This window comes from Chitinimonas sp., from assembly GCF_041904975.1.
Taxonomy (GTDB): domain Bacteria; phylum Pseudomonadota; class Gammaproteobacteria; order Burkholderiales; family Chitinimonadaceae; genus Chitinimonas.
On the sequence record NZ_JAYRLZ010000051.1, the window covers coordinates 1 to 19,678 of the forward strand.

General features: G+C 61.9%; 17 protein-coding genes. 10 read left to right on the forward strand and 7 right to left on the reverse strand.

Annotation, left to right across the window (positions count from 1 at the left end):
* The first annotated feature begins 82 nt into the window (after positions 1–82).
* Positions 83–1,762: a PAS domain-containing protein gene (locus tag ACE3OH_RS07220; protein WP_374350132.1), complete on the forward strand. Its 1,680-nt coding sequence runs from the start codon at positions 83–85 to the stop codon at positions 1,760–1,762.
* A gap of 17 nt (positions 1,763–1,779) precedes the next feature.
* Entirely contained in the window at positions 1,780–3,492 is a 1,713-nt protein-coding gene (locus ACE3OH_RS07225; protein ID WP_374350135.1) for a diguanylate cyclase, read from the forward strand.
* Positions 3,493–3,593: 101 nt separating this feature from the next.
* Here the strand turns inward: ACE3OH_RS07225 and ACE3OH_RS07230 are convergent, their stop codons facing one another.
* Positions 3,594–5,096 carry a hypothetical protein gene (locus ACE3OH_RS07230; RefSeq protein ID WP_374350139.1) on the reverse strand — a complete coding sequence of 501 codons (1,503 nt, stop codon included), beginning with the start codon at positions 5,094–5,096 and terminating at the stop codon, positions 3,594–3,596.
* Between the two features lie 156 nt (positions 5,097–5,252).
* On the opposite strand from ACE3OH_RS07230, the gene ACE3OH_RS07235 reads away from it, so the two are divergent.
* On the forward strand, positions 5,253–6,863 hold the full coding sequence (locus ACE3OH_RS07235) for an ABC-F family ATPase (protein WP_374350143.1): 1,611 nt from the start codon (positions 5,253–5,255) through the stop codon (positions 6,861–6,863).
* Between the two features lie 327 nt (positions 6,864–7,190).
* Entirely contained in the window at positions 7,191–7,931 is a 741-nt protein-coding gene (gene fabG / locus ACE3OH_RS07240) for a 3-oxoacyl-ACP reductase FabG (protein WP_374350146.1), read from the forward strand.
* Between the two features lie 62 nt (positions 7,932–7,993).
* Here the strand turns inward: fabG and ACE3OH_RS07245 are convergent, their stop codons facing one another.
* The 3 genes from ACE3OH_RS07245 to ACE3OH_RS07255 form a co-directional block, all read right to left on the reverse strand.
* The gene (locus ACE3OH_RS07245; protein WP_374350149.1) at positions 7,994–9,256 is read right to left on the reverse strand and encodes a L,D-transpeptidase family protein; all 1,263 of its coding nucleotides are present in this window, start codon (positions 9,254–9,256) and stop codon (positions 7,994–7,996) included.
* A 157-nt stretch (positions 9,257–9,413) separates the two neighbouring features.
* Positions 9,414–10,469, reverse strand: coding sequence for a tetratricopeptide repeat protein (locus ACE3OH_RS07250; RefSeq protein WP_374350151.1), 1,056 nt, complete (start codon positions 10,467–10,469; stop codon positions 9,414–9,416).
* 214 nt (positions 10,470–10,683) lie between these two features.
* A complete protein-coding gene (locus ACE3OH_RS07255) occupies positions 10,684–11,874 on the reverse strand; it encodes a multifunctional CCA addition/repair protein (RefSeq protein ID WP_374350154.1) in 1,191 nt (396 codons plus the stop codon).
* Between the two features lie 496 nt (positions 11,875–12,370).
* Here ACE3OH_RS07255 and cysK point away from each other — a divergent pair, with 496 nt between their 5' ends.
* Positions 12,371–13,300: a cysteine synthase A gene (gene cysK / locus ACE3OH_RS07260; RefSeq protein WP_374350157.1), complete on the forward strand. Its 930-nt coding sequence runs from the start codon at positions 12,371–12,373 to the stop codon at positions 13,298–13,300.
* 50 nt (positions 13,301–13,350) lie between these two features.
* Here cysK and ACE3OH_RS07265 read toward each other — a convergent pair whose 3' ends face one another.
* Entirely contained in the window at positions 13,351–14,283 is a 933-nt protein-coding gene (locus ACE3OH_RS07265; RefSeq protein WP_374350159.1) for a substrate-binding domain-containing protein, read from the reverse strand.
* Between the two features lie 191 nt (positions 14,284–14,474).
* On the opposite strand from ACE3OH_RS07265, the gene ACE3OH_RS07270 reads away from it, so the two are divergent.
* From ACE3OH_RS07270 to ACE3OH_RS07280, 3 genes are all read left to right on the forward strand, one after another.
* Positions 14,475–15,059, forward strand: a complete 585-nt coding sequence (locus tag ACE3OH_RS07270; protein ID WP_374350162.1) for a hypothetical protein — start codon at positions 14,475–14,477, stop codon at positions 15,057–15,059.
* Positions 15,060–15,110: 51 nt separating this feature from the next.
* Positions 15,111–15,779, forward strand: coding sequence for a hypothetical protein (locus ACE3OH_RS07275; protein WP_374350165.1), 669 nt, complete (start codon positions 15,111–15,113; stop codon positions 15,777–15,779).
* Between the two features lie 103 nt (positions 15,780–15,882).
* Positions 15,883–16,275 (forward strand): response regulator, encoded by a 393-nt coding sequence (locus ACE3OH_RS07280; RefSeq protein ID WP_374350167.1) that lies wholly within the window; start codon positions 15,883–15,885, stop codon positions 16,273–16,275.
* Positions 16,276–16,355: 80 nt separating this feature from the next.
* On the opposite strand, the gene ACE3OH_RS07285 is transcribed toward ACE3OH_RS07280, so the two are convergent.
* Together ACE3OH_RS07285 and ACE3OH_RS07290 are read right to left on the reverse strand one after the other, a co-directional pair.
* Positions 16,356–16,745, reverse strand: coding sequence for a carboxymuconolactone decarboxylase family protein (locus tag ACE3OH_RS07285; RefSeq protein WP_374350170.1), 390 nt, complete (start codon positions 16,743–16,745; stop codon positions 16,356–16,358).
* Positions 16,720–17,133 carry a MerR family transcriptional regulator gene (locus ACE3OH_RS07290; protein WP_374350173.1) on the reverse strand — a complete coding sequence of 138 codons (414 nt, stop codon included), beginning with the start codon at positions 17,131–17,133 and terminating at the stop codon, positions 16,720–16,722. Before ACE3OH_RS07290 ends, ACE3OH_RS07285 begins: the two co-directional genes overlap by 26 nt.
* A 290-nt stretch (positions 17,134–17,423) precedes the next feature.
* Here ACE3OH_RS07290 and ACE3OH_RS07295 point away from each other — a divergent pair, with 290 nt between their 5' ends.
* Entirely contained in the window at positions 17,424–18,203 is a 780-nt protein-coding gene (locus ACE3OH_RS07295) for a substrate-binding periplasmic protein (RefSeq protein ID WP_374350175.1), read from the forward strand.
* A 65-nt stretch (positions 18,204–18,268) separates the two neighbouring features.
* Positions 18,269–19,414, forward strand: a complete 1,146-nt coding sequence (locus ACE3OH_RS07300; protein WP_374350178.1) for an acyltransferase family protein — start codon at positions 18,269–18,271, stop codon at positions 19,412–19,414.
* Positions 19,415–19,678 lie beyond the last annotated feature (264 nt).

The following is a 19,678-nucleotide window of genomic DNA, read 5'->3' on the forward strand; positions in this document are numbered from 1 at the left end:
GCTTGTTGGCTGCAACTGCGATGGCTGGCTGACAAAACGCCAACAGCGCCTAGACTGAAGTCACTTCAGTTGGAAGGCTGCCATGCTGGACTTCGACTATTTTGCTGCGTTGCCGATTCTGGCCGCCGAGGCGCTTGATGACCCTGGCGAGATTGCCGACACCCTGTTGCGCGCTGCCGATTCGGGCGGCATCGGCGTATTTGTCTGGGATATCGCATCGGGCCGGGTGCTGTGGAATCGCACCATGTTCAAGGTGTATGGCCTGGATGAGGTGGATTTCGACAAGCGGGTCGGCCCATGGCTGCACACCCTGCATCCGGAAGACTTGCTGCGGGTGCGCAAGGATGTCATCGCCGCGCTCAAGGGCGAGCTGCCCTATGACACGATTTTCCGGGCGCGGGCCGCCAATGGGCAGTGGCGCTATATCAAGGCCAATGGCTGGGTGGAACGCGCTGCCGACGGCCAGGCCATCCGCATGGCCGGCACCAATCAGGACATCACGGCTGCCCATGGCGCCCGGCTGATGTCGCTGGCGATACAGCAAGCGGTAACCGACCGGGTAGGGCAGGACTACTTCGATGCACTGGTGCGCTCGCTGGGCGAGGCACTGGCGGTCAAAGTGGCCTTCGTCGCCGAGTTGACGCCGATCGAGGCGCCGGACGAGGCACGCATGATCGCCTATGTGTGCAATGGCGAGTTGCTGTCCGGGCTGGCGTACCCGCTGGCGGGTACGCCGTGCGCCGAGGCCATACGCTATGGCAGCTCGCTGTATGCCGACGAAGTGCAGAAGGCATTTCCTGCCAACCGCCTGCTGTCCGACCTCGATGCTCGCGCCTATGTGGCGGCGCGGCTCAAGTCGGCGGATGGTCGGCCTATCGGCATACTGGGCATCATTGACGACAAGCGCGGTGACGATCTCGAAACCTTGTCGCAGCTGCTGACACTGTATGCCGGCCGCACCGGCGCCGAGCTGGAGCGCTTGCGGCGCGAAGAGGAGGTGCGGCGCCTCAATCAGGAGCTGGAGGCCAGGGTGGCGGCGCGCACCGCCGATCTCAAGCGCACCATGTGCGAGCTGGAGGCGTTCACCTACACGGTGTCGCACGATCTGGGCATACCATTGCGCGCGGTCCGGGGGTTTGCCGAGATCTTGCAGGACGACTATGCCGATCGCCTCGATGCGGCCGGGCAAGACTACCTGACAAGGGCGCTGGCGGCATCGGACCGTATGGCGCGCCTGCTTGATGATCTGGTCAGCCTGTCGAAGATCTCGCTGCGCGCGCTCAATGTCGGCAAGACTGATCTGAGCCTGGCGGCAAAAGGAGCGATGGCCGATTTGCAGGCGCAATCACCGCGTCCGGCCCTGCAGTTTTCCTGCCCGGCCGAACTGGTGGTGCACGCCGATCCGGGCTTGATGCGCATCTTGCTTGACTGCCTGCTGCGCAATGCCTGGAAACTGACCGAGCTGACCCGAAACCCCTGCATCGAATTGTTCGAGCAGCAGCGCAATGGCCAGCGCGAAATCGTGGTGCGAGACAATGGTGCCGGTTTTGATCCCGCCGCCATCGAGCTCCTGTTCACGCCACCCAAGGGCGGCAAGGGCGTGGCGCCGGCCGGCTTGGGGCTGGCGATCGCGCAGCGCATCATCATGCGTCACCATGGCAGCATCCGCATGGAAAGTCAGCCCGGCGAGGGCGCCAGCATCGCATTTTGCCTGCCTCCACCTGCCGAGCTGATTGCCTTGCTTGGTGAAGAGGGCGGCTGATGGCAGGGCAGCGCTGGATGTCGCGCCTCACCCTGGGTCGCCTGCTGACTCTGTCCATAGTCCTGGTCTCCCTGCTGATGGGGGTGGTGATGACGCTGGCGCTGGGGCAGCTGGCATCGGAGACCCTGCGCCAGGAGGTCGCCAATGCGCAGCATGAACTGGCCGACCATATGCGCGCGCGGCTCGATATCGGCCTGTATCAGCGCCTGCGTGAAATCGAAGTACTGGCCACCCTCGGGCAGCTGCGTGATCCGGCCAGCGATGCACGTGACAACCGCTATGTGCTGGAAAAACTCTGGCGCAGCTATGCCGAGATCGTCTGGCTAGGGCTGGCCGACCGGGCCGGCCTGGTCGAGGTGGCCACCGATGGCCGCCTGGAAGGCAGCAGCATGGCGGCGAGCGACTGGTTCAAGGAGGCGCACAATGGCGCCCATATCGGCGCCATGCCGGCAACGGCCCCACTCGCTGCGGGGCGCGGCGAGGGGCCATGGATTGCCATCGCCAGCCCGGTCTATGCCATCGACGGTCATTTGCGCGGGGTGCTGGCTGCCCAGTTGTCATGGCAATGGGTAACTGCGATTGAACAGGCGGTGTTTTCGGATGAGCGACGCCAGCAGGGAATGGCGGTATTCATCCTGGCGCGCGATGGCCGCGTACTGCTGGCCAACAAACCGGTGCCATCCCTGCCGGCGGCTGCAATATTGGCGACGCTGGTGGAGCAGGGCCGGCCGCAGCGGCTGGTGTGGCCGGACGGGCGCGATTACCTGACCAGTGCGCTGCCTACCCGCGGCTATGGCGATTTCGCTGGCCCTGGCTGGATGGTGCTGGTGCGCCAGCCGGCCGCTATAGCCTATCTGCCGGTGCGACAGCTGCAATGGCTGATTGCGGCCATCGGGGCCGGCATGATGCTGCTGGTGGCCCTGTTCGGACGCTGGCTGGCCGGACGGCTGGCCGCCCCCTTGGTGGGCTTGTCGCACGCCGCTGACCGTATCCGCCTCGGACAGGTCGACGCGGCCATGCCGATGGATGGCTACCACGAGGCGGCCACCCTGGCGCGATCGCTGCGTCATCTGGTGGATACGCTGGCGGCAGAGCAGGCCAAGCTGCGCCGGCTCAATGAAGGCCTGGAAGCCGAAGTGGCCCAGCGTACCGAAATGCTCAATGTCACCAATCGTCATTTGCTCAGTGCACTGGGGGAGCGGCACCAGCTGGTGGCAAGGCTGGAGCTGCTTGCCAATACCGACAGCATGACTGGCCTGTTGAACCGGCGCGCTTTCTTCGAGCGTGCTGCCATCGAATTGCGGCGGGTGGAGCGCCTGGCGGCGCCGCTGTCCATCCTGATTCTCGATATCGATCACTTCAAGCGCATCAACGACAGCCATGGTCACCAAGCTGGCGACGAGGCCATCCGGCAACTGGCCGAATGCATGAAGGCGGAACTGCGCGAAGTCGATGTGCTGAGCCGCTTTGGTGGAGAGGAGTTTGTCGCCCTGCTGCCTGATACCGATCTGGCGCAGGCTGCTCGCGTGGCCGAACGCCTGCGCCGGGCGATCAGCGTGCTGCGCGTGGTCAGCCCCGCCGGGCCCATTCCGCTCAGTGCCAGCTTGGGGGTGGCCGGCTGGCAGGCGGGGCTAAGCATCGAAACTGTTCTATCGCAGGCTGATACCGCCTTGTATGACGCCAAACATGGTGGGCGCAACCAGGTAAGGGTGTGGCCTGCCCCGGCATGAGCGCTTGCCTGTGTCTGGGCCGTGTCGCGTCAGTGTGCATGCTCCATGCCCGGCGGTGGGTGGCCGGGCGATCAAGCACTTGGCCCATCGCCGCCTTGCGCTTATGCGGGCTGGCCCTGACGGGCGATTACCGAAAACGCGCACAGTACATAGTCGGGCATTTCTTCCAGTAGATTGCCCAGGCGTATCTGATAGCGCTTGCTGGTGGCCGCCAGGGTAAATTCGGCCTGCAGTTGCCAGTCGTGGCGCGACAGCAGCAGGGCGCGTTCGCCATGGCCGGCATCCTGGCAGAACAGCGCAGGTCGGCTGCCGCCGGCGTCGTCGAGACTGACTGGCACCGGTTGGGCGCACAGGCGCTCGGCACCTACCCGAACCAGGTTGTCGCGCGATTTGCTCAGCCGGCGCACCACGCTCAGGCAGGTCTGGCCATCCTGCTCGCGCAGGGCAATGATTTCGCCAACCTGCAGGCGATCGTCATAGCTGGCCTTGTAATGGGCGCCCATGCCATTCACGCTTTCATCGAGCAGCGACCAGTTCAGCCAATCGCCGCGCTCGGCGCGCAGCAGCGAGATAGCCAGACCAAGACCCGGCGCGGCGTCGACATCGCGCGGGCTGGCTTTGCGCTCGCTGCGCCGGGTACGTTCCTGGCCGGCGCGCGAGAATACCAGGGCAAGGTCGGCCAGCAAGTGCGCGATCAGCGAGTGATCTGCCTTGTCGATCGGGCCGACAAAGGCCGGCATTGTCCCATGGCTGGCAGCTTGGGCCAGTTCGCGCAGATAGTGCGACAGGCCTTCGGTGGACAGATAGCGGTAGCGCTCGCCGACCATATTGCGGCGCAGCTTCATCGGCGGGCGGGCGTCATCGAGATTGATGGCAAAGCTTTGCTCGCGCGCGCGAAACACCCGGTCGACCTTTACGTGGTTGTGTAGGGCCAGCAGCCAATCGTCGATACGCCACACATCCTCAGGGCGGCGGCGATCAGGCTCGGCCAGGCGCAGCAAGGCTGCACGCAAATAGTGATCGGCGATACTGCTTGCCGCCTCGCCCGGATAGCGCACGATGGGTTTGCCGACAAAACCGGCCGAATCGGCAATCTGGTACAGACGGTTCAGATTGCGCCACACCTTGGTATCGGTGTCGAAATAGCGGATATAGGCCCATTTGGCCTGCTGGATGTAGTAGCCAACGGCGCGCAGGGTAACCAGCTCGGCATGTTCGGCAAAGCGGCTCGATGGTCGCTGGGCGTGTTGCTTCAGGCAGACCTTGTAGGCGGCGGCCAGCTCCTGCCAGCAGGCCAGCAGGCTGGGCAGCACCTGGCGCGGACTCATGCCGTCGATATGGTCGCGGCCTCGGTAGATGGCAACCAGGGTATCGATCAGCGGTCGTGCCTTTTCATCGAAGTCCAGCACGGCGCGATAGCGTTCGCGCAGTGCAATCTTCGGGTCGCGATTCAGCGCGGCAACGGCTTTGACGATTTCGGTGAGGGCAATCAGCGTATCGCTGCGCGGCAGATACGACATCAGATGGGTGGCCGAAGGGCCGCTGTACTGCTCATCGCGGGCGCGACGCAGCAAAATGTCGATCAAGCCTTTGAAATCAAACATGGGGTGATTTTTTCCCGAGCCTTGCCGAACGGGAGGAAGAGGGTGATGTGGTAAAATTACGCAATTTTGCCGCGCTGCGCCATGTCGGCAGCTCAATTTTTGTACATCCATACCAATACGCGACAGTAGTCCGAGTTGCGTGTCGAGGAGTTAAGCGTGATCACCACGTCCAATATCACCATCCAGTTTGGCGCCAAGCCCTTGTTTGAAAACGTTTCGGTCAAGTTCGGCGAAGGCAATCGCTATGGCTTGATCGGCGCGAATGGTTCGGGCAAATCGACCTTTATGAAGATCCTTGGCGGCGATCTGGAGCCGACTGCCGGCAATGTGTCGCTCGACCCGGGCGTGCGCCTCGGTAAATTGCGCCAGGACCAGTTCGGCTATGAAGACCAGCGGGTGATCGATGTGGTGATGCAGGGTCACACCGAGCTGTGGGCGGCTATCCACGAGCGCGATGCGATCTATGCCAACCCGGAGGCGACCGAAGACGACTATATGCACGCCGCCGAGCTGGAAGGCAAAGTGGCCGAGTATGACGGCTATACCGCCGAAGCCCGCGCCGGCGCGCTATTGCTGGGCATCGGCATTCCGCTCGAGCAGCACACCGGGCCGATGTCCGAGGTGGCGCCGGGCTGGAAGCTGCGGGTATTGCTCGCGCAGGCGCTGTTCAGCAACCCTGATGTGCTGCTGCTGGATGAGCCGACCAATAACCTCGATATCAATACCATCCGCTGGCTGGAAGAGACGCTGAACGAGCGCAACTCGACCATGATCATCATCTCGCATGACCGGCACTTCCTGAACCAGGTCTGCACCCATATGGCCGACCTCGACTACAACACCATCCAGGTCTATCCAGGCAATTACGATGACTACATGCTGGCCAGCACCCAGGCGCGCGAACGTGCACTTGGCGCCAATGCCAAGGCCAAGGAGCGCATTGCCGAGCTGCAGGTGTTTGCCCAGCGTTTCTCGGCCAATAAGTCCAAGGCGCGCCAGGCGACTTCACGCCTCAAGCTTGCTGACAAGATCAAGGAAGGCATGGTCGAGGTAAAGCCGTCATCGCGGCAGAACCCCTATGTGCGTTTCGATTTCGACGAAAAGCTCAAGCTGCATCGCCAGGCGTTTGAGGCTACCGATGTCAACTTTGCCTATGACGGCGGCCCGGCCATCCTGAAGAACCTCAACCTGATTTTCGAAGCCGGCCAGAAGCTGGCGATCATCGGTGGCAATGGCGTCGGCAAGTCCACGCTAATGAAGCTGTTGATGGCTGAACTGACCCCGCAATACGGCAGCATCAAGTGGGCCGACAAGGCCGAACTCGGCTACTTCGCCCAGGATCACGAAGAAGACTTTGCCAAGGATGAAACCCTGTTCGACTGGATGAAGCAGTGGAGCCAGCCGGGCGATGACGATCAGACCATCCGCGGCATTCTCGGCCGCCTGCTGTTCAGCGGCGACGATGTGAAGAAGTCGGTGAAAGTACTGTCCGGTGGCGAAAAGGGCCGCATGCTGTACGGCAAATTGCTGCTGCAACGGCCGAATGTGCTGGTGATGGATGAGCCGACCAATCATATGGATATGGAATCGATCGAATCCTTGAACCTGGCGCTCGACCTATACAAGGGTACCCTGGTGTTCGTGTCGCACGACCGTTTGTTTGTATCGTCGCTGGCTACGCAAGTGCTTGAATTGAAAGGCGATGGATCCTACGTGCACTATATGGGCGGCTATGAGGAGTATCTGTCCAGCCAAGGTCTTGAGTAAGGGTTTACCCGAAAAGTGTTGTATTGCTGTCGCGGTGACGTACGCAATCACAAAAAGTTCAAAAATAGAGTTGTTGCTCTGAATTGCCTGTACTACTATGGCGCACACATTCAGTGCGCCCGGTGCATTAAATCCGGGCGTTCAAGCCGACAGTGACTGTCGTCTCGACGAGCCGCCGCAATGGCCGCTCAACCGGATATATACCAAAAAGAGCATGGAGCAGACAAAACGCAGCGCCCCTCAAAAAGGGGTGCTGCGTTTCCTTGTGCGTCGCAAGACGATTGGTATTCATCCCCGCAGCGTGATGCGGTTATCAGGGAGAAAAACATGCGTTTGAATGGCAAAGTAGCCATTGTGACCGGCGCTGCCAGCGGCATTGGACGCGCAACGGCCTTGCGCTTTGGCAAGGAAGGCGCCCGGGTGGTGGTGTGTGACCTTAACCAGGCCGGCATCGATCCGGTGGTGGGTGAGCTGGTTGCCGCCGGTGCCGAGGCGGTCGGCTACACGGTCAATGTGACCGACAAGGCGCAGATCGCCGAGATGGTTGCCGGCGTGAAAGCCAAGTGGGGTCGTATCGATGTGCTGGTCAACAATGCCGGCATTGTGGCCGATGCGCAGATCACCAAGATGACCGAGGATCAGTTCGACCGGGTGATCGACATCAACCTCAAGGGCGTTTACAACTGCACGCGTGCGGTGGTCGATACCATGATCGAGCAAGGTTCGGGTGTGATCCTCAATGCCTCCAGCGTGGTGGGCCTGTACGGCAATTTCGGTCAGACCAATTATGCGGCCGCCAAATTCGGCGTGATCGGCTTTACCAAGACCTGGGCCAAGGAGCTTGGCCGCAAGGGCATACGCAGCAATGCGGTGTGTCCGGGTTTTGTCGCCACGCCCATCCTGAAGAACATGCCGGAAAAGGTGATCGAGGCGATGGAAGAAAAGGTGCCGATGCGGCGCCTGGCGCAGCCGGAAGAAATCGCCAGCGTCTACACCTTTCTGGCGAGCGATGATGCCAGCTATGTGAATGGCGCCGTGTTGTCGGTAGATGGCGGTTTGGTGATCTGATCACTACCAAAAAAAAGCCCGTCACGAGGACGGGCTTTTTTATTGCCGTGTCGGCGCAGCGCCTAGCCGGCAGCGCCCTCGAATACGATCTTCCAGCTATTGCTGGCTTGCTCGAAATACAGGCGTTTTTGCATGCGATTGGACAGATTGCTGCTTTGGTAGTCTTGCTGGAAACTGGCCATCAGCATATTGCCGCTGCGCGTCGGGTAGGCGAACAGGCTGACTTCTTCCAGCTTGATCTTGGCCCATTGCTTGCCGGCATTCACCGCGATCTTTTGTGATTTCCAGCTTTGCAGATCGGTATTGCCGACCCGGAACGATTCGCCGTAGTGATTGAGGTAGCGCGGGGTATCGAGGCTTTCCCAGTCGCGGCGCCAGCTTTCCAGTTCGGCCATGGCGGCGCTGCGGCGCGATTGCCATTCTTCGTTACTGATCCATTCCACTGCCGGGGTAATGACAACCGGCGTGCCGGCGCCCAGATAGCTGCCCAGCGCTTCCAGGTCGGCATTGGTCATGGCCACACAGCCGTTGGAGGCATTGGGCGCCCGGCTATAGGTGTCGTAAGGCACGCCATGCAGCCAGATGCCGCTGCCGGTGCGGCCCTGCTGGCGGTCCCAGTCATTCGGGTAGCTGAGCGGCCAGGCGCCGATGCCGAACAATTCGGCACGTGCGCCCATGGTCTTGTCCAGCTGTTCACGCGGCATATGGCCGGTAACGAAGTAAACCCCCAGCGGCGTACGCTGGTCACCCTCGCGCGATTTGTCGAAACCGAGCCGGCCTATGGTGGCGTAGAAATCCAACACATAGCGTGGCGTACCGTTGTCATTGCGGTACAGATAGATGCGTGAGCGGCCGGCGTCGACCACCACCGCGTATTTCTGGTTGGCAGTCAGCTGGATCAGGTTGGCGGGAATGCGGTCAGTCGGCGGCGGAGCGCTATAGCGTGCCATGCGCACGCCGGCTTCGCGGCGCAGGTCTTCCAGCTTCTCGTCCTTGATCGGCGCATTGCCGATACCGGCGAGTGGCTGGGCTTGCGCCATCAGCAGATCGCCCTTGAGCAGATGGGCGAGCCGATAGTTGGGGCGGCTTTGCAGCAGGCCGTCGACTAGCCGGTTCGCCTCGTCAAGCCGGTTTTGCCGTATTGCTGTCAGGGCCGACACCAAGGTCGCTTCCGGACGGGTTTGCGCAGCTAGAGCCGGCGCGCTATCGCCGGCAGTCTGTGCCGGATGACTGCCACGCAGCCATTGCATGGAATTGGCAGGTGGCGCCAGATAGAGGCCGGCGGTGAGGCAGGCGGCAATTTTCAGCCAGGAACGAAACATCATCGCTTGTTACCCTGTCCGGCACTGCCGCGCTGCAGTCGGGAACTACGCCGGCCGCGAGGCTGGCTGGCATGGACGAGCGTCATCATATCGTTCACTGCATTCCCTCTTTACCCGCTGCGGTCGATCTCACCAGTACGCGCTGGTCGATGTTCGGCATTTATCCTACCCGCTCTTCCGAGATCAGCCAACGACCGCCAACCTTCTCCAGCAATAGCGTCTTGCCGGCCGAGGTGTCGAGCTTGTCCGATTTGTAACGCTGCACCAGATGGACGGTGGCGCGCTCGCCATCGAGCTTGATCTTGATATTGGACAGTTTGACCTCGATCTTGCGCGCCGCCTCGATCCGCTCGCGCCGCTGCTTTTCCCACTCATTGCGACTCATGCCGGCAGGTTTGAAGCCACGGCTGTAAAACGCCAGATAGGCGGGCACCTTTTTCGCGGACCAGGCTTCGGCCCAGCCATGCAGGGCCTTGTCGATCTGCTCTTCCGCTTCCTTGCCGGCATCGCGAGCTTTGTCAGGCACTGCGGGCTTGCTTGCCGCTACCGTTGGCTTGCTGGCTGCGCTGTTGTCGGGTTTGGGGTTGACGGCGGGCTGGGGTTTGCTGGCGGCGGCAGTCTCTACCGGCTTTTGCGGCTGCGCAACCGGTACGACCGGTTTGGGCTCGGCGGGCTTGGGTAGCGGCTTAACTTCAGGCGGGCGCGTATCGGCCGGCTTGGCTTGCGCGACTACCAGCGGTTTGCTGTCGTTGGTCGTTGGCCGGGCCACCGTTGCGGCCGGGCTCAGATCCTGCACCAGGGCCAGTTTTGCGGGCGCATTGCTGGTCACGCTGGGCGCGGTCTGGCCATTCTGGCGTTCGACAATATCGCGCTGCAAGGCTTTGTCATAAGCCTGAGCTGCCAGCCGTGCATAGACATCGGCCAGATTGGCCTGGGCCGTGGCGTAACTGCGATTGGTCTGCATGGCGGTTTGCAACGCAGCGCGCGCTTTGTCGAGCTGGCCCTGCTGTGCGTACAGCGCTGCCAGATTGTTATACGGCTCGGGCAGGCTGGGAAAATCGGTGGTCATTGCGGTGAACGCCTGGATCGCCTCTGGTACCCGGCCCAGGGCCACCAGCGCATTGCCGCGCAGCAAACGCAGGCGCGCATCGCGTGGATTCTTCGCCAGCGCACGGTCGGCGGCTTGCAAGGCATCGTCGGGGTGTTGCTTGCGCAACAGATCGGCAACATCGTCCGCGTCTGCTGCAAAAAGGGAGCTGCTCAGGCACAGGCAGACTAGCAGGGGAGCAAGGCGGAACAGAGGCATTGGCAAGGTGGCGGCGTGGCTGACGATTCAAACTCGCCATTTTAACAGACTGGCCAGTCAGGCCATGTGCCTTTACGACACTGCTGGTGCAGCGCAGTGGTGGCGGGCGCCAATAGCTGGCCCGTCATGGCAAAGCGGGAGTTTGTCCTGCCGACTCACTCGAGCCGTAAGGCTTTGTGGGCAGCAGGCTTTGCAGGGCATCCAGCCTGGCCAGTCTCACTGCCTGTGCGATATCGGCTTTGTTGGAGACCGTGGCGGCGATGGCGCCAGCATCTACCTGGCTTGCCCGGTCGCGACACTGTTGCAAGAGTTGTGCGCGTTCGGCGGCGAGTTCGCCGGTGCATACGGCGAGCAGGCGAATAAAGCGCGCTGGCTTGCGTAGCGCATCGCAGCGTTGCAGCACGCCGAGAATGGACTCGGCGTCGGCGGCCGTTTCTATGGCATGCCACTCCCGGCAAGCCAGTAGCCCCAGCTCGCGGCAGTCATTCGGTACGCGCAAACGCTCGCACAGCGCTTCAATGACCTGGCCTGCCTCGCTACTGGCAAACGGGGCCAGCCTTGCTTTGCTCAGCAGCAGGCACAGGGCGGCAAAGCGGCTGTCCAGCGGGGCGGCTGTACTGGCCATGGCATCAAGCATGGCGGCCAGCGTTGCACTATCGATTGGGGCGGGCGCTGCCTGATCGAACAAGGCAGCCACCTCGGGCAACAGACGCGCCAGCGCGCCGCAGGTATGCAGCACGGTGAGCATGCGCGACGGTGTCGCCTCCATCAGGCCACGGCTCAATTCCTGCCACACCCGCTCGGCAACCAGATGGTCGACTTCGCCCAGCTGCACCATCTCGCGCATCAAAGCCTGCGTGTCAGGCGCCACCGAAAAGCCGAAGCGGGCGGCAAAGCGGGCTAGGCGCAGGATGCGTACCGGGTCTTCCGCAAACGCCGGCGAGACATGGCGCAGGCAGCGCGCCGCCAGATCGTCCTGGCCGCCATAGGGGTCGATCAGCTGGCCATCTTCGTCCATTGCCATCGCATTGATGGTGAGGTCGCGGCGCAGCAGATCCTCTTCCAGGCTCACATCGGGCGCCGCATACACGGTAAAACCCTTGTAGCCATGGCCGGATTTGCGCTCGGTACGCGCCAGCGCATATTCCTCGTGGCTACGTGGGTGCAGGAATACCGGAAAATCCTTGCCGACTGGCTTGAATCCGGCAGCCAGCATTTCCTCGGGCGAGGAGCCTACCACCACATAGTCGCGGTCTTGCACCGGCAATCCCAGCAGCTCATCGCGAACGGCGCCGCCAACAGTGTAAATTTTCATCGCTTTATTCAGTCGCTCATCAGTCCGGCGCCATTGTAACGTCGACCGCTCTTGCCGCGAGGCAGCCGGGCCTGCAATGGCAGGGTGCAAGGTGTGCGATGGTCGTCTGCAGCCGGCCAGCGCTGCTTGGAGAAGCGCTGAAGCAGTCGAGTTTTCAACCCGCATCGCCGGTCCCGGGAAACCCGGGACTTAAGCGGCAGAGGGTAAGGGCTTGACTCCTCGCTGTTCTATTCCTCCCCCTCCGCCCCGCCTCCGCGGGGGAGCCGGGCTGTTGGCGCGTAAGTGGATTTGTTCAGTGCTTCCTTGGGTATGTTTGCGATTGTTGCGGAAAGGGTTGTGAAAAGTTTCCTTGCAAATCAGCTTGATAGGCCAATTGGTGGGGCATTTTGTGCCAAGCATTTCCCGGAAGGCGCGGTTTTTCGCGGTGCGCGATGGCGCACTGGCCTAAAATCACGCAACTTATCCGTAGCCACAACGCTGTAGCAGGAGGAACACCATGCGTATTGCACAAGACATTACCCAGTTGATCGGCAACACGCCGCTGGTTCAACTGAACCGGATGGCCAGTGGCCTGGATGCGCTGATCGCTGCCAAGCTGGAATTCTTCAACCCCTCGCATAGCGTCAAGGATCGCATTGCGGTGGCGATGATCGATGCCGCCGAAGCGGCCGGCAAGCTCAAGGCCGGCGATACCGTGGTCGAGCCGACTTCGGGTAATACCGGCATCGGCCTTGCCATGGTGTGTGCGGCACGCGGCTATCGTTGCGTGTTGACCATGCCGGAAACCATGTCGCGCGAGCGCCGTGCCCTGTTGCGCGGTTACGGTGCCGAGCTGGTGCTGACGCCGGGCCCGGATGGCATGGGTGGTGCCATCGCCAGGGCGCGTGAGCTGGCTGAAACCAACGGCTGGTATATGCCGCAGCAGTTCGAAAATCCGGCCAATCCGCAAATCCATCGCGAAACCACCGCCGAAGAAATCTGGCAGGACACCGACGGACTGGTGGATATCCTGGTATCCGGCGTCGGCACCGGCGGCACCATTACCGGTACCGCCGAAGTGATCAAGGCGCGCAAGCCTTCGTTCAAGGCGATTGCCGTGGAGCCGGAGGCGAGCCCGGTGCTCAGCGGCGGGGTCAAGGGGCCGCACCCTATCCAGGGTATCGGCGCCGGCTTTGTGCCCGGTGTGCTCAATACGCAGATTTACGATGAGGTGATCCGGGTCAGCAATGACAATGCCTTCGCCACTGCGCGGCGCCTGGCTACCGAGGAAGGCATTCTGGCCGGGATTTCGTCCGGTGCGGCGGTCTGGGCGGCGCTGGAAGTGGCGCGGCGGCCAGAGAACCAGGGCAAGGTGATCGTGGTGATCATTCCCTCGTTCGGCGAGCGCTATCTGTCTACCAAGTTGTTCGATGGGCTGATCGACTGACGCTGCGCGATCTGGCGGCCACTCCAGCCAGGCAAAGGCCGCCAGTAGCGCTATTGGGTAACGAGCTGCACCTGGGTCTGCACAATCGCCGGCAGCGCTGCCTGGCCGGTTTTTTCCTGGATGGCTTTCAGCGCCAACTCGATGCCGAATTCGGCTTGCTTGCTGGCAAACTGGTCGATGGTGGCGGTAAGTGCGCCACTCTTGATCAAGGGTTTGACGGCCGGAATATTGTCATAGCCGGCCACCAGGACCTGGCCAGTCTTGCCTGCCTTGCGTAGTGCCTCGATGGCACCAATGGCCATATTGTCGTTATCGCACAGCAGTGCACGTAGTTTCGGGTAGGCCTTGAGCATATCGCTGGCCACTATCTCGCCGCGGGCGATCTCCCATTCGCCGGAGCGCACTTGCACCACTTTGGCGCCGACTGCGTCCATCGCCTCGCGAAAGCCGGCCGTTCTGGCCTGGCCATTCACCGCATTGCTGGCGCCTTCAATAATCGCCACTTCGTCGCCACTGCGCAGCTTGCTGCCGACATAGTCGCCTGCCATGCGCGCGCCAGCACGGTTGCTGGGGCCGACAAAGGGGATGTTCAGCTCCAGGCCCGCCAGGCTGCGATCATCCAGCTTGTTATCGATATTGATCACGATGATGCCGGCCTGAACCGCTTTTTTCAGCTGCGGGTTCAGCTCGGTCGAGCTGATTGGCGCGATGACAATCGCGGCAGGGCGCTCGGCGATCGCTTCATCGAGCTGCCGCGCTTGCAGGGCCAGATCTTTCTCCCAGGGCACGCCGCGTACGTTCAGGCTGTATTTGTCCCTATTGGCCGCAGCATGGGCTTTGGCGCCTTCGACCATGGTGACGAAGAACTCATTGGCCAATGATTTCACTAACAGGGTGACGCGGGGCTTGTCGGCAGCAAGGCCGGGCAGGGCGATCGCGGCCACTACGAACAGGCGGATCGCCGCAACAATCAATACGCGCATGGTGAACATCCGGTTTGCTGGTGCGAAGCTTCAGTGTAGAGAAAAAATGCCGGCCGCGCAGGTGCGCTGGGCGTGCAGCCAACAAACAATTGGGAGGCGCTGCAACCGGTCACTATGGCGGCTGTGCCGGTGAAATGCGCCACCAAGTGCCGCATTTGCGCTACAAAGATGGCTGTTTACCGGGAGAAACCATGAATAGACGCCAATTGATGACTGCCTCGCTCGCTGGTGCTGCCGGCGCTGCGCTACCGGCGATGGCGGTGGGCCAGACTGCCAAGCCGGGTGCCGGCCCGGTATTGCTGACCATCAGCGGTGCCATTGGCCGCAGCAATCGCGCCGCGCTTGATCCTGCGCTCGATCAGCTGATGGCCAAGCAGCACGTAACGTTCGACAAAGCCTTTGGCTTTGACTTTGCAGCGCTTGCGGCCATGCGCGCCGTCACGATTCGGCCTACGCTGGAATACGATGGCAAGCCGCACCGCCTGCGCGGGCCACTGTTGCTCGATGTGCTGATGCAGCTGGGTGTCGGTGCGCAGGCCACTGTGTTGCTGCGCGCGCTCGATGGTTATGCGGTCAAGCCGACCTTGGCCGATATCGCCCGTTACCGCTTTATCGTGGCGACTCATCTGGATGACAAGCCCTTGCCGCTTGGTGGCTTGGGGCCGCTGTGGGCGGTGTATGACGCCGACCGGCTCGACGACTTTGCCGGCAAGCCGCTGAATGAGCGCTTTGCGCTGTGCCCGTGGGGGGTGTACCACATCGAGGTGCAAAGCTAGGCTCTGTTGACGTTTTGTCGGCGGAGCCTGGTTCCAGTCAAGGAGCCTGTGATGAATCGTTGTGCCCTGCTTGTTGCCCTGACCCTGCTATCGCCCTGCCATGCCGCGGAGCCGGCGGCGACACCGGCCGCTCTGCCGCCGCCACCGCCGCAGTGGGAGCGGGCGATACCGGCCAGGGTGCTGATTGGTGCCGAGGTGGGCGTGGGCGTTGATGCGGTGCTGACGCAGGCGCCGCTGTTGCTGCGTATCGAGGAGCCGCGACGACTGCGCGACGCTGGCAGCAAGGCCAGCGAATGCGTGGTCGATGCCGAGGCCCATGGCAATCTGGCGGCCGAGCGCGTTCTGGTGCGCCTGAGCGGCATCCGTTGTTTTGACGGCGAAGGCGAGCCGGTACTCAATAAGCGCATCCATGGCTATGTGGTTGATGTGGACGGACGCAGTGGCTGCAAGGGGGCGCTGATGTGGAGCCAGCCGGCAAAAGACTTGGTGATGCTCGGTGCTGGCGCCCAGTCGCGACAGAATTTTCTGGTACGCGGCGCGCAAACAGCGGTGTCGCGCGCCACGCTGGGAATCGGCGACAGTTTGTTCGGCCGTGATGATGACAAAGCGCCCCTGCCCGATACGATACGGGAGCTACGCAGTACCGACACCCTGCTGCCGGTTCTGACTCTGGAGGCGGGCCGGCAGCTGCGCCTGGTGATACTGGGTGGTATCCAGTGAGGCGCCGCGATTGTCGGTTTGTCCGCATGCCGGCAGGGGGCAAGCGTTGCGTTGCCCGACGAAAGGCATGGCTGCCAGCTGACTGGCAGGCCATGCTGGCTTCATGATGAATCGCCGCCGCGCCCGCTTGCTGATTGTCGATGACTCGCGGGTGATCCGCGAGCTATTGGGCCAGATGTTTGGCGAGATGCCGGGGGTGGAGCTGCTCGGCTATGCGGAAACCGCCGACGACGCGATCGCCGCCATCCTGGCGCAGCGCCCCGACTGCGTATTGCTCGACCTCAATCTCAAATCCGGCACCGGCATCAATGTGCTGCAGGCCATCCATCCGCAACTGCCCAAGGTGGTATTTATTGTGATGAGCAATAACGAGGGCGAAAAATACCGGCAGGCATGCATGGCGGCAGGCGCCTGCCATTTTCTCGACAAAACCAATGATTTCAACAAGATCCGCTTTGTCGTCGATTGCCTGGATTTGAGCGAGGCTAGCGATTGATTGCGCGGCTCAAGGTCAAGGGCCCCGTATTTCCCGGGACCGGCGACGCTGGTTGAATACTCGATTCATTCAGCGCTTTCCTAGTCACGTTCCGCGAACACCTCCTTCGCAGCAAAGAGGCCATTGAGCGCCGCCGGAAATCCGGCATACACCGCCATCTGCATCAAAATCTCGACGATTTCTTCCTTGCTGCAGCCGACATTGAGCGCTGCGTGCAGATGTACCTTCAGTTGTGGCGTGGCATTGCCCAGCGCGGTCAGCGCGGCCACCGTGGCGATCTCGCGGCTTTTCAGGTCCAGCTGTGGCCGTGAGTAAATGTCGCCAAACGGAAATTCGATCAGCAGCCTGGCAAAGTCCGGCGCGATATCCTGCATGGCGGCAATCACCCGCTCGCCCGCCTCGCCATCGATGTCGCGCAATTTGTCCCAACCGCGCTGGTAGCGGCTATCTGCTTGTTGCTTGAGTTCCATCCTGGGCATCCTTCGCCGTTTCGGCGATCCGTTGTTGATAAAACAGAACCTTGTCATCGAGTACCGCCAGATTGGCGTTCAGCTCGGCGATATGCGCCTGCAAGCGGGCTCGATGGCAATCGAGCAAGGCCAGCCGCTCGGCCAGGGCGGCGTCGCCCGCCTCACGCAGTTGCGCGTAATGGCGGATTTGCGCCAAGGGCATGCCGATCGCCTTGAGGCGCAGCACGAAGCCCAGCCAGGCCTGGTCGGCCGCGTGATAACGGCGATGGCCATTGCCAGCGCGTCCGGCTGCCTGCAGCAAGCCAAGCCGTTCGTAGTAGCGCAGCGTGTGGGCGCTGACACCACTCAGTTCGGCCAGCTGGCCAATGCTCAATAGGGGTCCGGTCATGGAATCAAGCCTAAAAGTTGGAGTGCACTCTAAGTCAAGCGCGCCAGTGTAGTGCCCGCTTACTGAAAGCGGGCGATGGGGCCCATGGTGGCGGCGCTAGCGTGCTTTCGGCAGTGTCGGGTCGGACTGCGGTGTTGCCCGGTATTTGCTACTTTTGTCGCGACGGGCTGTCGTTTGCGGCATATCGTCCCTAGATATCAATGAGCAGCTGCGGTGCGGCGATTGCACAGTGCTTGTCGCAAGGCGGAACGATAGATGTTGCAGTGCGCTGCAGACTCAGGGAGGCGGCCATGGTGTTGCGCTTATTGCTGATGCTGGCCACCTTGTTGCCCTTGGCCCGTGCCGAGAGCTTGATCGTGTTCGCCGATGAAAGCTGGCCACCCCTGGTGCAGCCCTCGCCAAACGGCATGCTGGGCGTGATCCCGGCGGTGATGGCGGCAGCATCAAAGCTGTCGGGCGATCAATACCAGTTGCAGTATTTCCCGTGGCGCCGCGCCTACGAGGCCGCACTGCAAGGGCAGGGTGGCATAGTCGGCCTGTCTTTCAATGCCGAGCGTGGCGATGTGTTCGACTATTCGGCGCCGTTTTACGACGACAATGTCGAAATCCTCAGCCTCAAGCGCCATGCGCTGGTGTATCGCGATCTTGACGATCTGCGCGGCAAAACCATAGGCGGGATTATTGGTGCCAGCTATGGCGACCGGGTGGATGCGGCCATTGCGGCCGGCCTGTTCACCGTCGAGCGTGATACCAGCTTGCGAGGACGTTTGCGCAAGCTGCTGGCGGGCCGGTTGGATGCAGCCTTTGTTCATGGTGGTCTGGCAGCGATAGAGCAGGTGTTTGCCAGCGAGCCGGCGCTGACGGCACATCGCCAGGCATTTGCCGTCTCGCCGGTGCCCTTGCTGAAAGACCCGCTGCATCTGGCGTTTGCCAAATCGATGAAGCAAGGCGCTGCCTTGCAGCGTTTCAATCTTGCCATCCGGCAAATGACGGCATCGGGCCAGCTGCGCGCGATTATCGAGAACGAAGCGCGACGGCAAGCGCAGTCCCATCGCCCAAGCCAGAACTAGCGCCGTTTGGCGCGTGGCAACTGCTTTGTTATACAGTCGGCGTTTTCTTATGCGAAAGCGTCGGCATGTCTGCAGTCCTTCCCGATCCATCGCGCAATCAGGGTATTGACCTGCTGCGTGGCTTTTCCATCCTGATGGTGCTGATCCATCACTTTGCCCTGCCATTCCGTCTGCCGTTGCGCCATAGCCTGCTGGGCGAGCAGCTGCCCAAACGGCTGGTCGATGCGATCAGTTTCAATGGCTATGAGTCGGTGTTCGTATTCTTCGTGCTGTCGGGCTTTCTGATCACCCGGCGGGTGCTGGCACGCCATGGCGAGCTGGGGCAGATTGATTGGCGCCGCTTCTATCGCCAGCGCGCCGGGCGGATCATGCCGCTGCTGCTCTTGCTGCTGGCGGTGCTGAGTGTGCTGCACGGCCTGGGGTTGCGCGACTATGTGGTGGCGGAAAACGGCCAGACCTTGGGCCGGGCATTGCTATCGGCTCTGGGCCTGCACCTGAACTGGTACGAGGGCCAGACCGGCTGGCTGCCCGGCGCTTGGGATGTGCTGTGGTCGCTGTCGATCGAAGAGGTGTTCTATCTCGGCTTTCCGCTGCTATGCCTTTTGCTGCCGCGTGTGGCCTTGATTGCCGGCTTGCTGGTACTGGCATTTTCGCTACCGTGGACCCATGCCGCGCTCGATGGCAATGAAATCTGGCAGGAAAAAGCCTATCTGCCCGGCATGTCGGCCATTGCGTTTGGCGTGCTGGCTGCGCTATTGGCGCAGCGTTGGCAGGCATCGCGCACCATGGCGCGGATGCTGGCGCTGCTGGGCGCGATTGCGCTCTTCAACGTGTACTACTTTGGCGACCTGCTGTGGGCGGTGGTGCACGATGCCTCGATGCTGGTGCTGTGCCTGTCTGCCTGCCTGCTGGTACTCAGCGCCCACTGGCTGCAAGCCGCCGCACCACGCGGCCTTGCTTGGCTGGCCAGCATGGGGCGGCTTAGCTATGAGCTGTATCTGAGCCATATGTTTATCGTGCTGACCGCCACCAGCCTGTATGCCAGCTATCTGGGCAAGGATATGCGCTGGACCTGCTTCGTCTACCCACCCGCTATCTTGCTGTGCTTTGCCCTGGCCAAATTGCTGGAGAAATGGGTTAGCGGCCCGGCGGCGCGCTGGCTGGATCAAGCCTGGCTGCCAGCACGCGCGCTGGCGCCGGCCCGCTCCTGACTGCGACTGTTGGAGCGCCTCGGCCGCGACGATATCGGCTTCGCGGCTGATGTCGCTCCAGTAGAACGTTAGACTTTTCGGGGCGATTCATTAGTTTGGGAACTCCTGAACGAATCAACTAACGCGCCAAAAGCGCGGTAGCGCTGCTGTCCTACGGGTGCCCGGCCGGTAAACCGGCCACCCGTCAGGCTCCCCCGCGCAATGCGGGGGCGGAGGGGGTGGGGTATAACCGTGAAGTATCAATAGTTTACTAATTGACGCCTA

Bases quoted from the DNA above. Each gene is read 5' to 3' on its own strand.
- ACE3OH_RS07275 (WP_374350165.1), top strand. From the start codon at position 15,111: ATGAATCGTTGTGCCCTGCTTGTTGCCCTGACCCTGCTATCGCCCTGC.
- ACE3OH_RS07255 (WP_374350154.1), bottom strand. From the start codon at position 11,874: ATGAAAATTTACACTGTTGGCGGCGCCGTTCGCGATGAGCTGCTGGGA.
- ACE3OH_RS07285 (WP_374350170.1), bottom strand. From the start codon at position 16,745: ATGGAACTCAAGCAACAAGCAGATAGCCGCTACCAGCGCGGTTGGGAC.
- ACE3OH_RS07290 (WP_374350173.1), bottom strand. From the start codon at position 17,133: ATGACCGGACCCCTATTGAGCATTGGCCAGCTGGCCGAACTGAGTGGT.
- ACE3OH_RS07225 (WP_374350135.1), top strand. From the start codon at position 1,780: ATGTCGCGCCTCACCCTGGGTCGCCTGCTGACTCTGTCCATAGTCCTG.
- ACE3OH_RS07245 (WP_374350149.1), bottom strand. From the start codon at position 9,256: ATGATGTTTCGTTCCTGGCTGAAAATTGCCGCCTGCCTCACCGCCGGC.
- cysK (WP_374350157.1), top strand. From the start codon at position 12,371: ATGCGTATTGCACAAGACATTACCCAGTTGATCGGCAACACGCCGCTG.
- ACE3OH_RS07270 (WP_374350162.1), top strand. From the start codon at position 14,475: ATGAATAGACGCCAATTGATGACTGCCTCGCTCGCTGGTGCTGCCGGC.
- ACE3OH_RS07280 (WP_374350167.1), top strand. From the start codon at position 15,883: ATGATGAATCGCCGCCGCGCCCGCTTGCTGATTGTCGATGACTCGCGG.
- ACE3OH_RS07300 (WP_374350178.1), top strand. From the start codon at position 18,269: ATGTCTGCAGTCCTTCCCGATCCATCGCGCAATCAGGGTATTGACCTG.
- ACE3OH_RS07295 (WP_374350175.1), top strand. From the start codon at position 17,424: ATGGTGTTGCGCTTATTGCTGATGCTGGCCACCTTGTTGCCCTTGGCC.
- ACE3OH_RS07220 (WP_374350132.1), top strand. From the start codon at position 83: ATGCTGGACTTCGACTATTTTGCTGCGTTGCCGATTCTGGCCGCCGAG.
- ACE3OH_RS07230 (WP_374350139.1), bottom strand. From the start codon at position 5,096: ATGTTTGATTTCAAAGGCTTGATCGACATTTTGCTGCGTCGCGCCCGC.
- fabG (WP_374350146.1), top strand. From the start codon at position 7,191: ATGCGTTTGAATGGCAAAGTAGCCATTGTGACCGGCGCTGCCAGCGGC.
- ACE3OH_RS07265 (WP_374350159.1), bottom strand. From the start codon at position 14,283: ATGCGCGTATTGATTGTTGCGGCGATCCGCCTGTTCGTAGTGGCCGCG.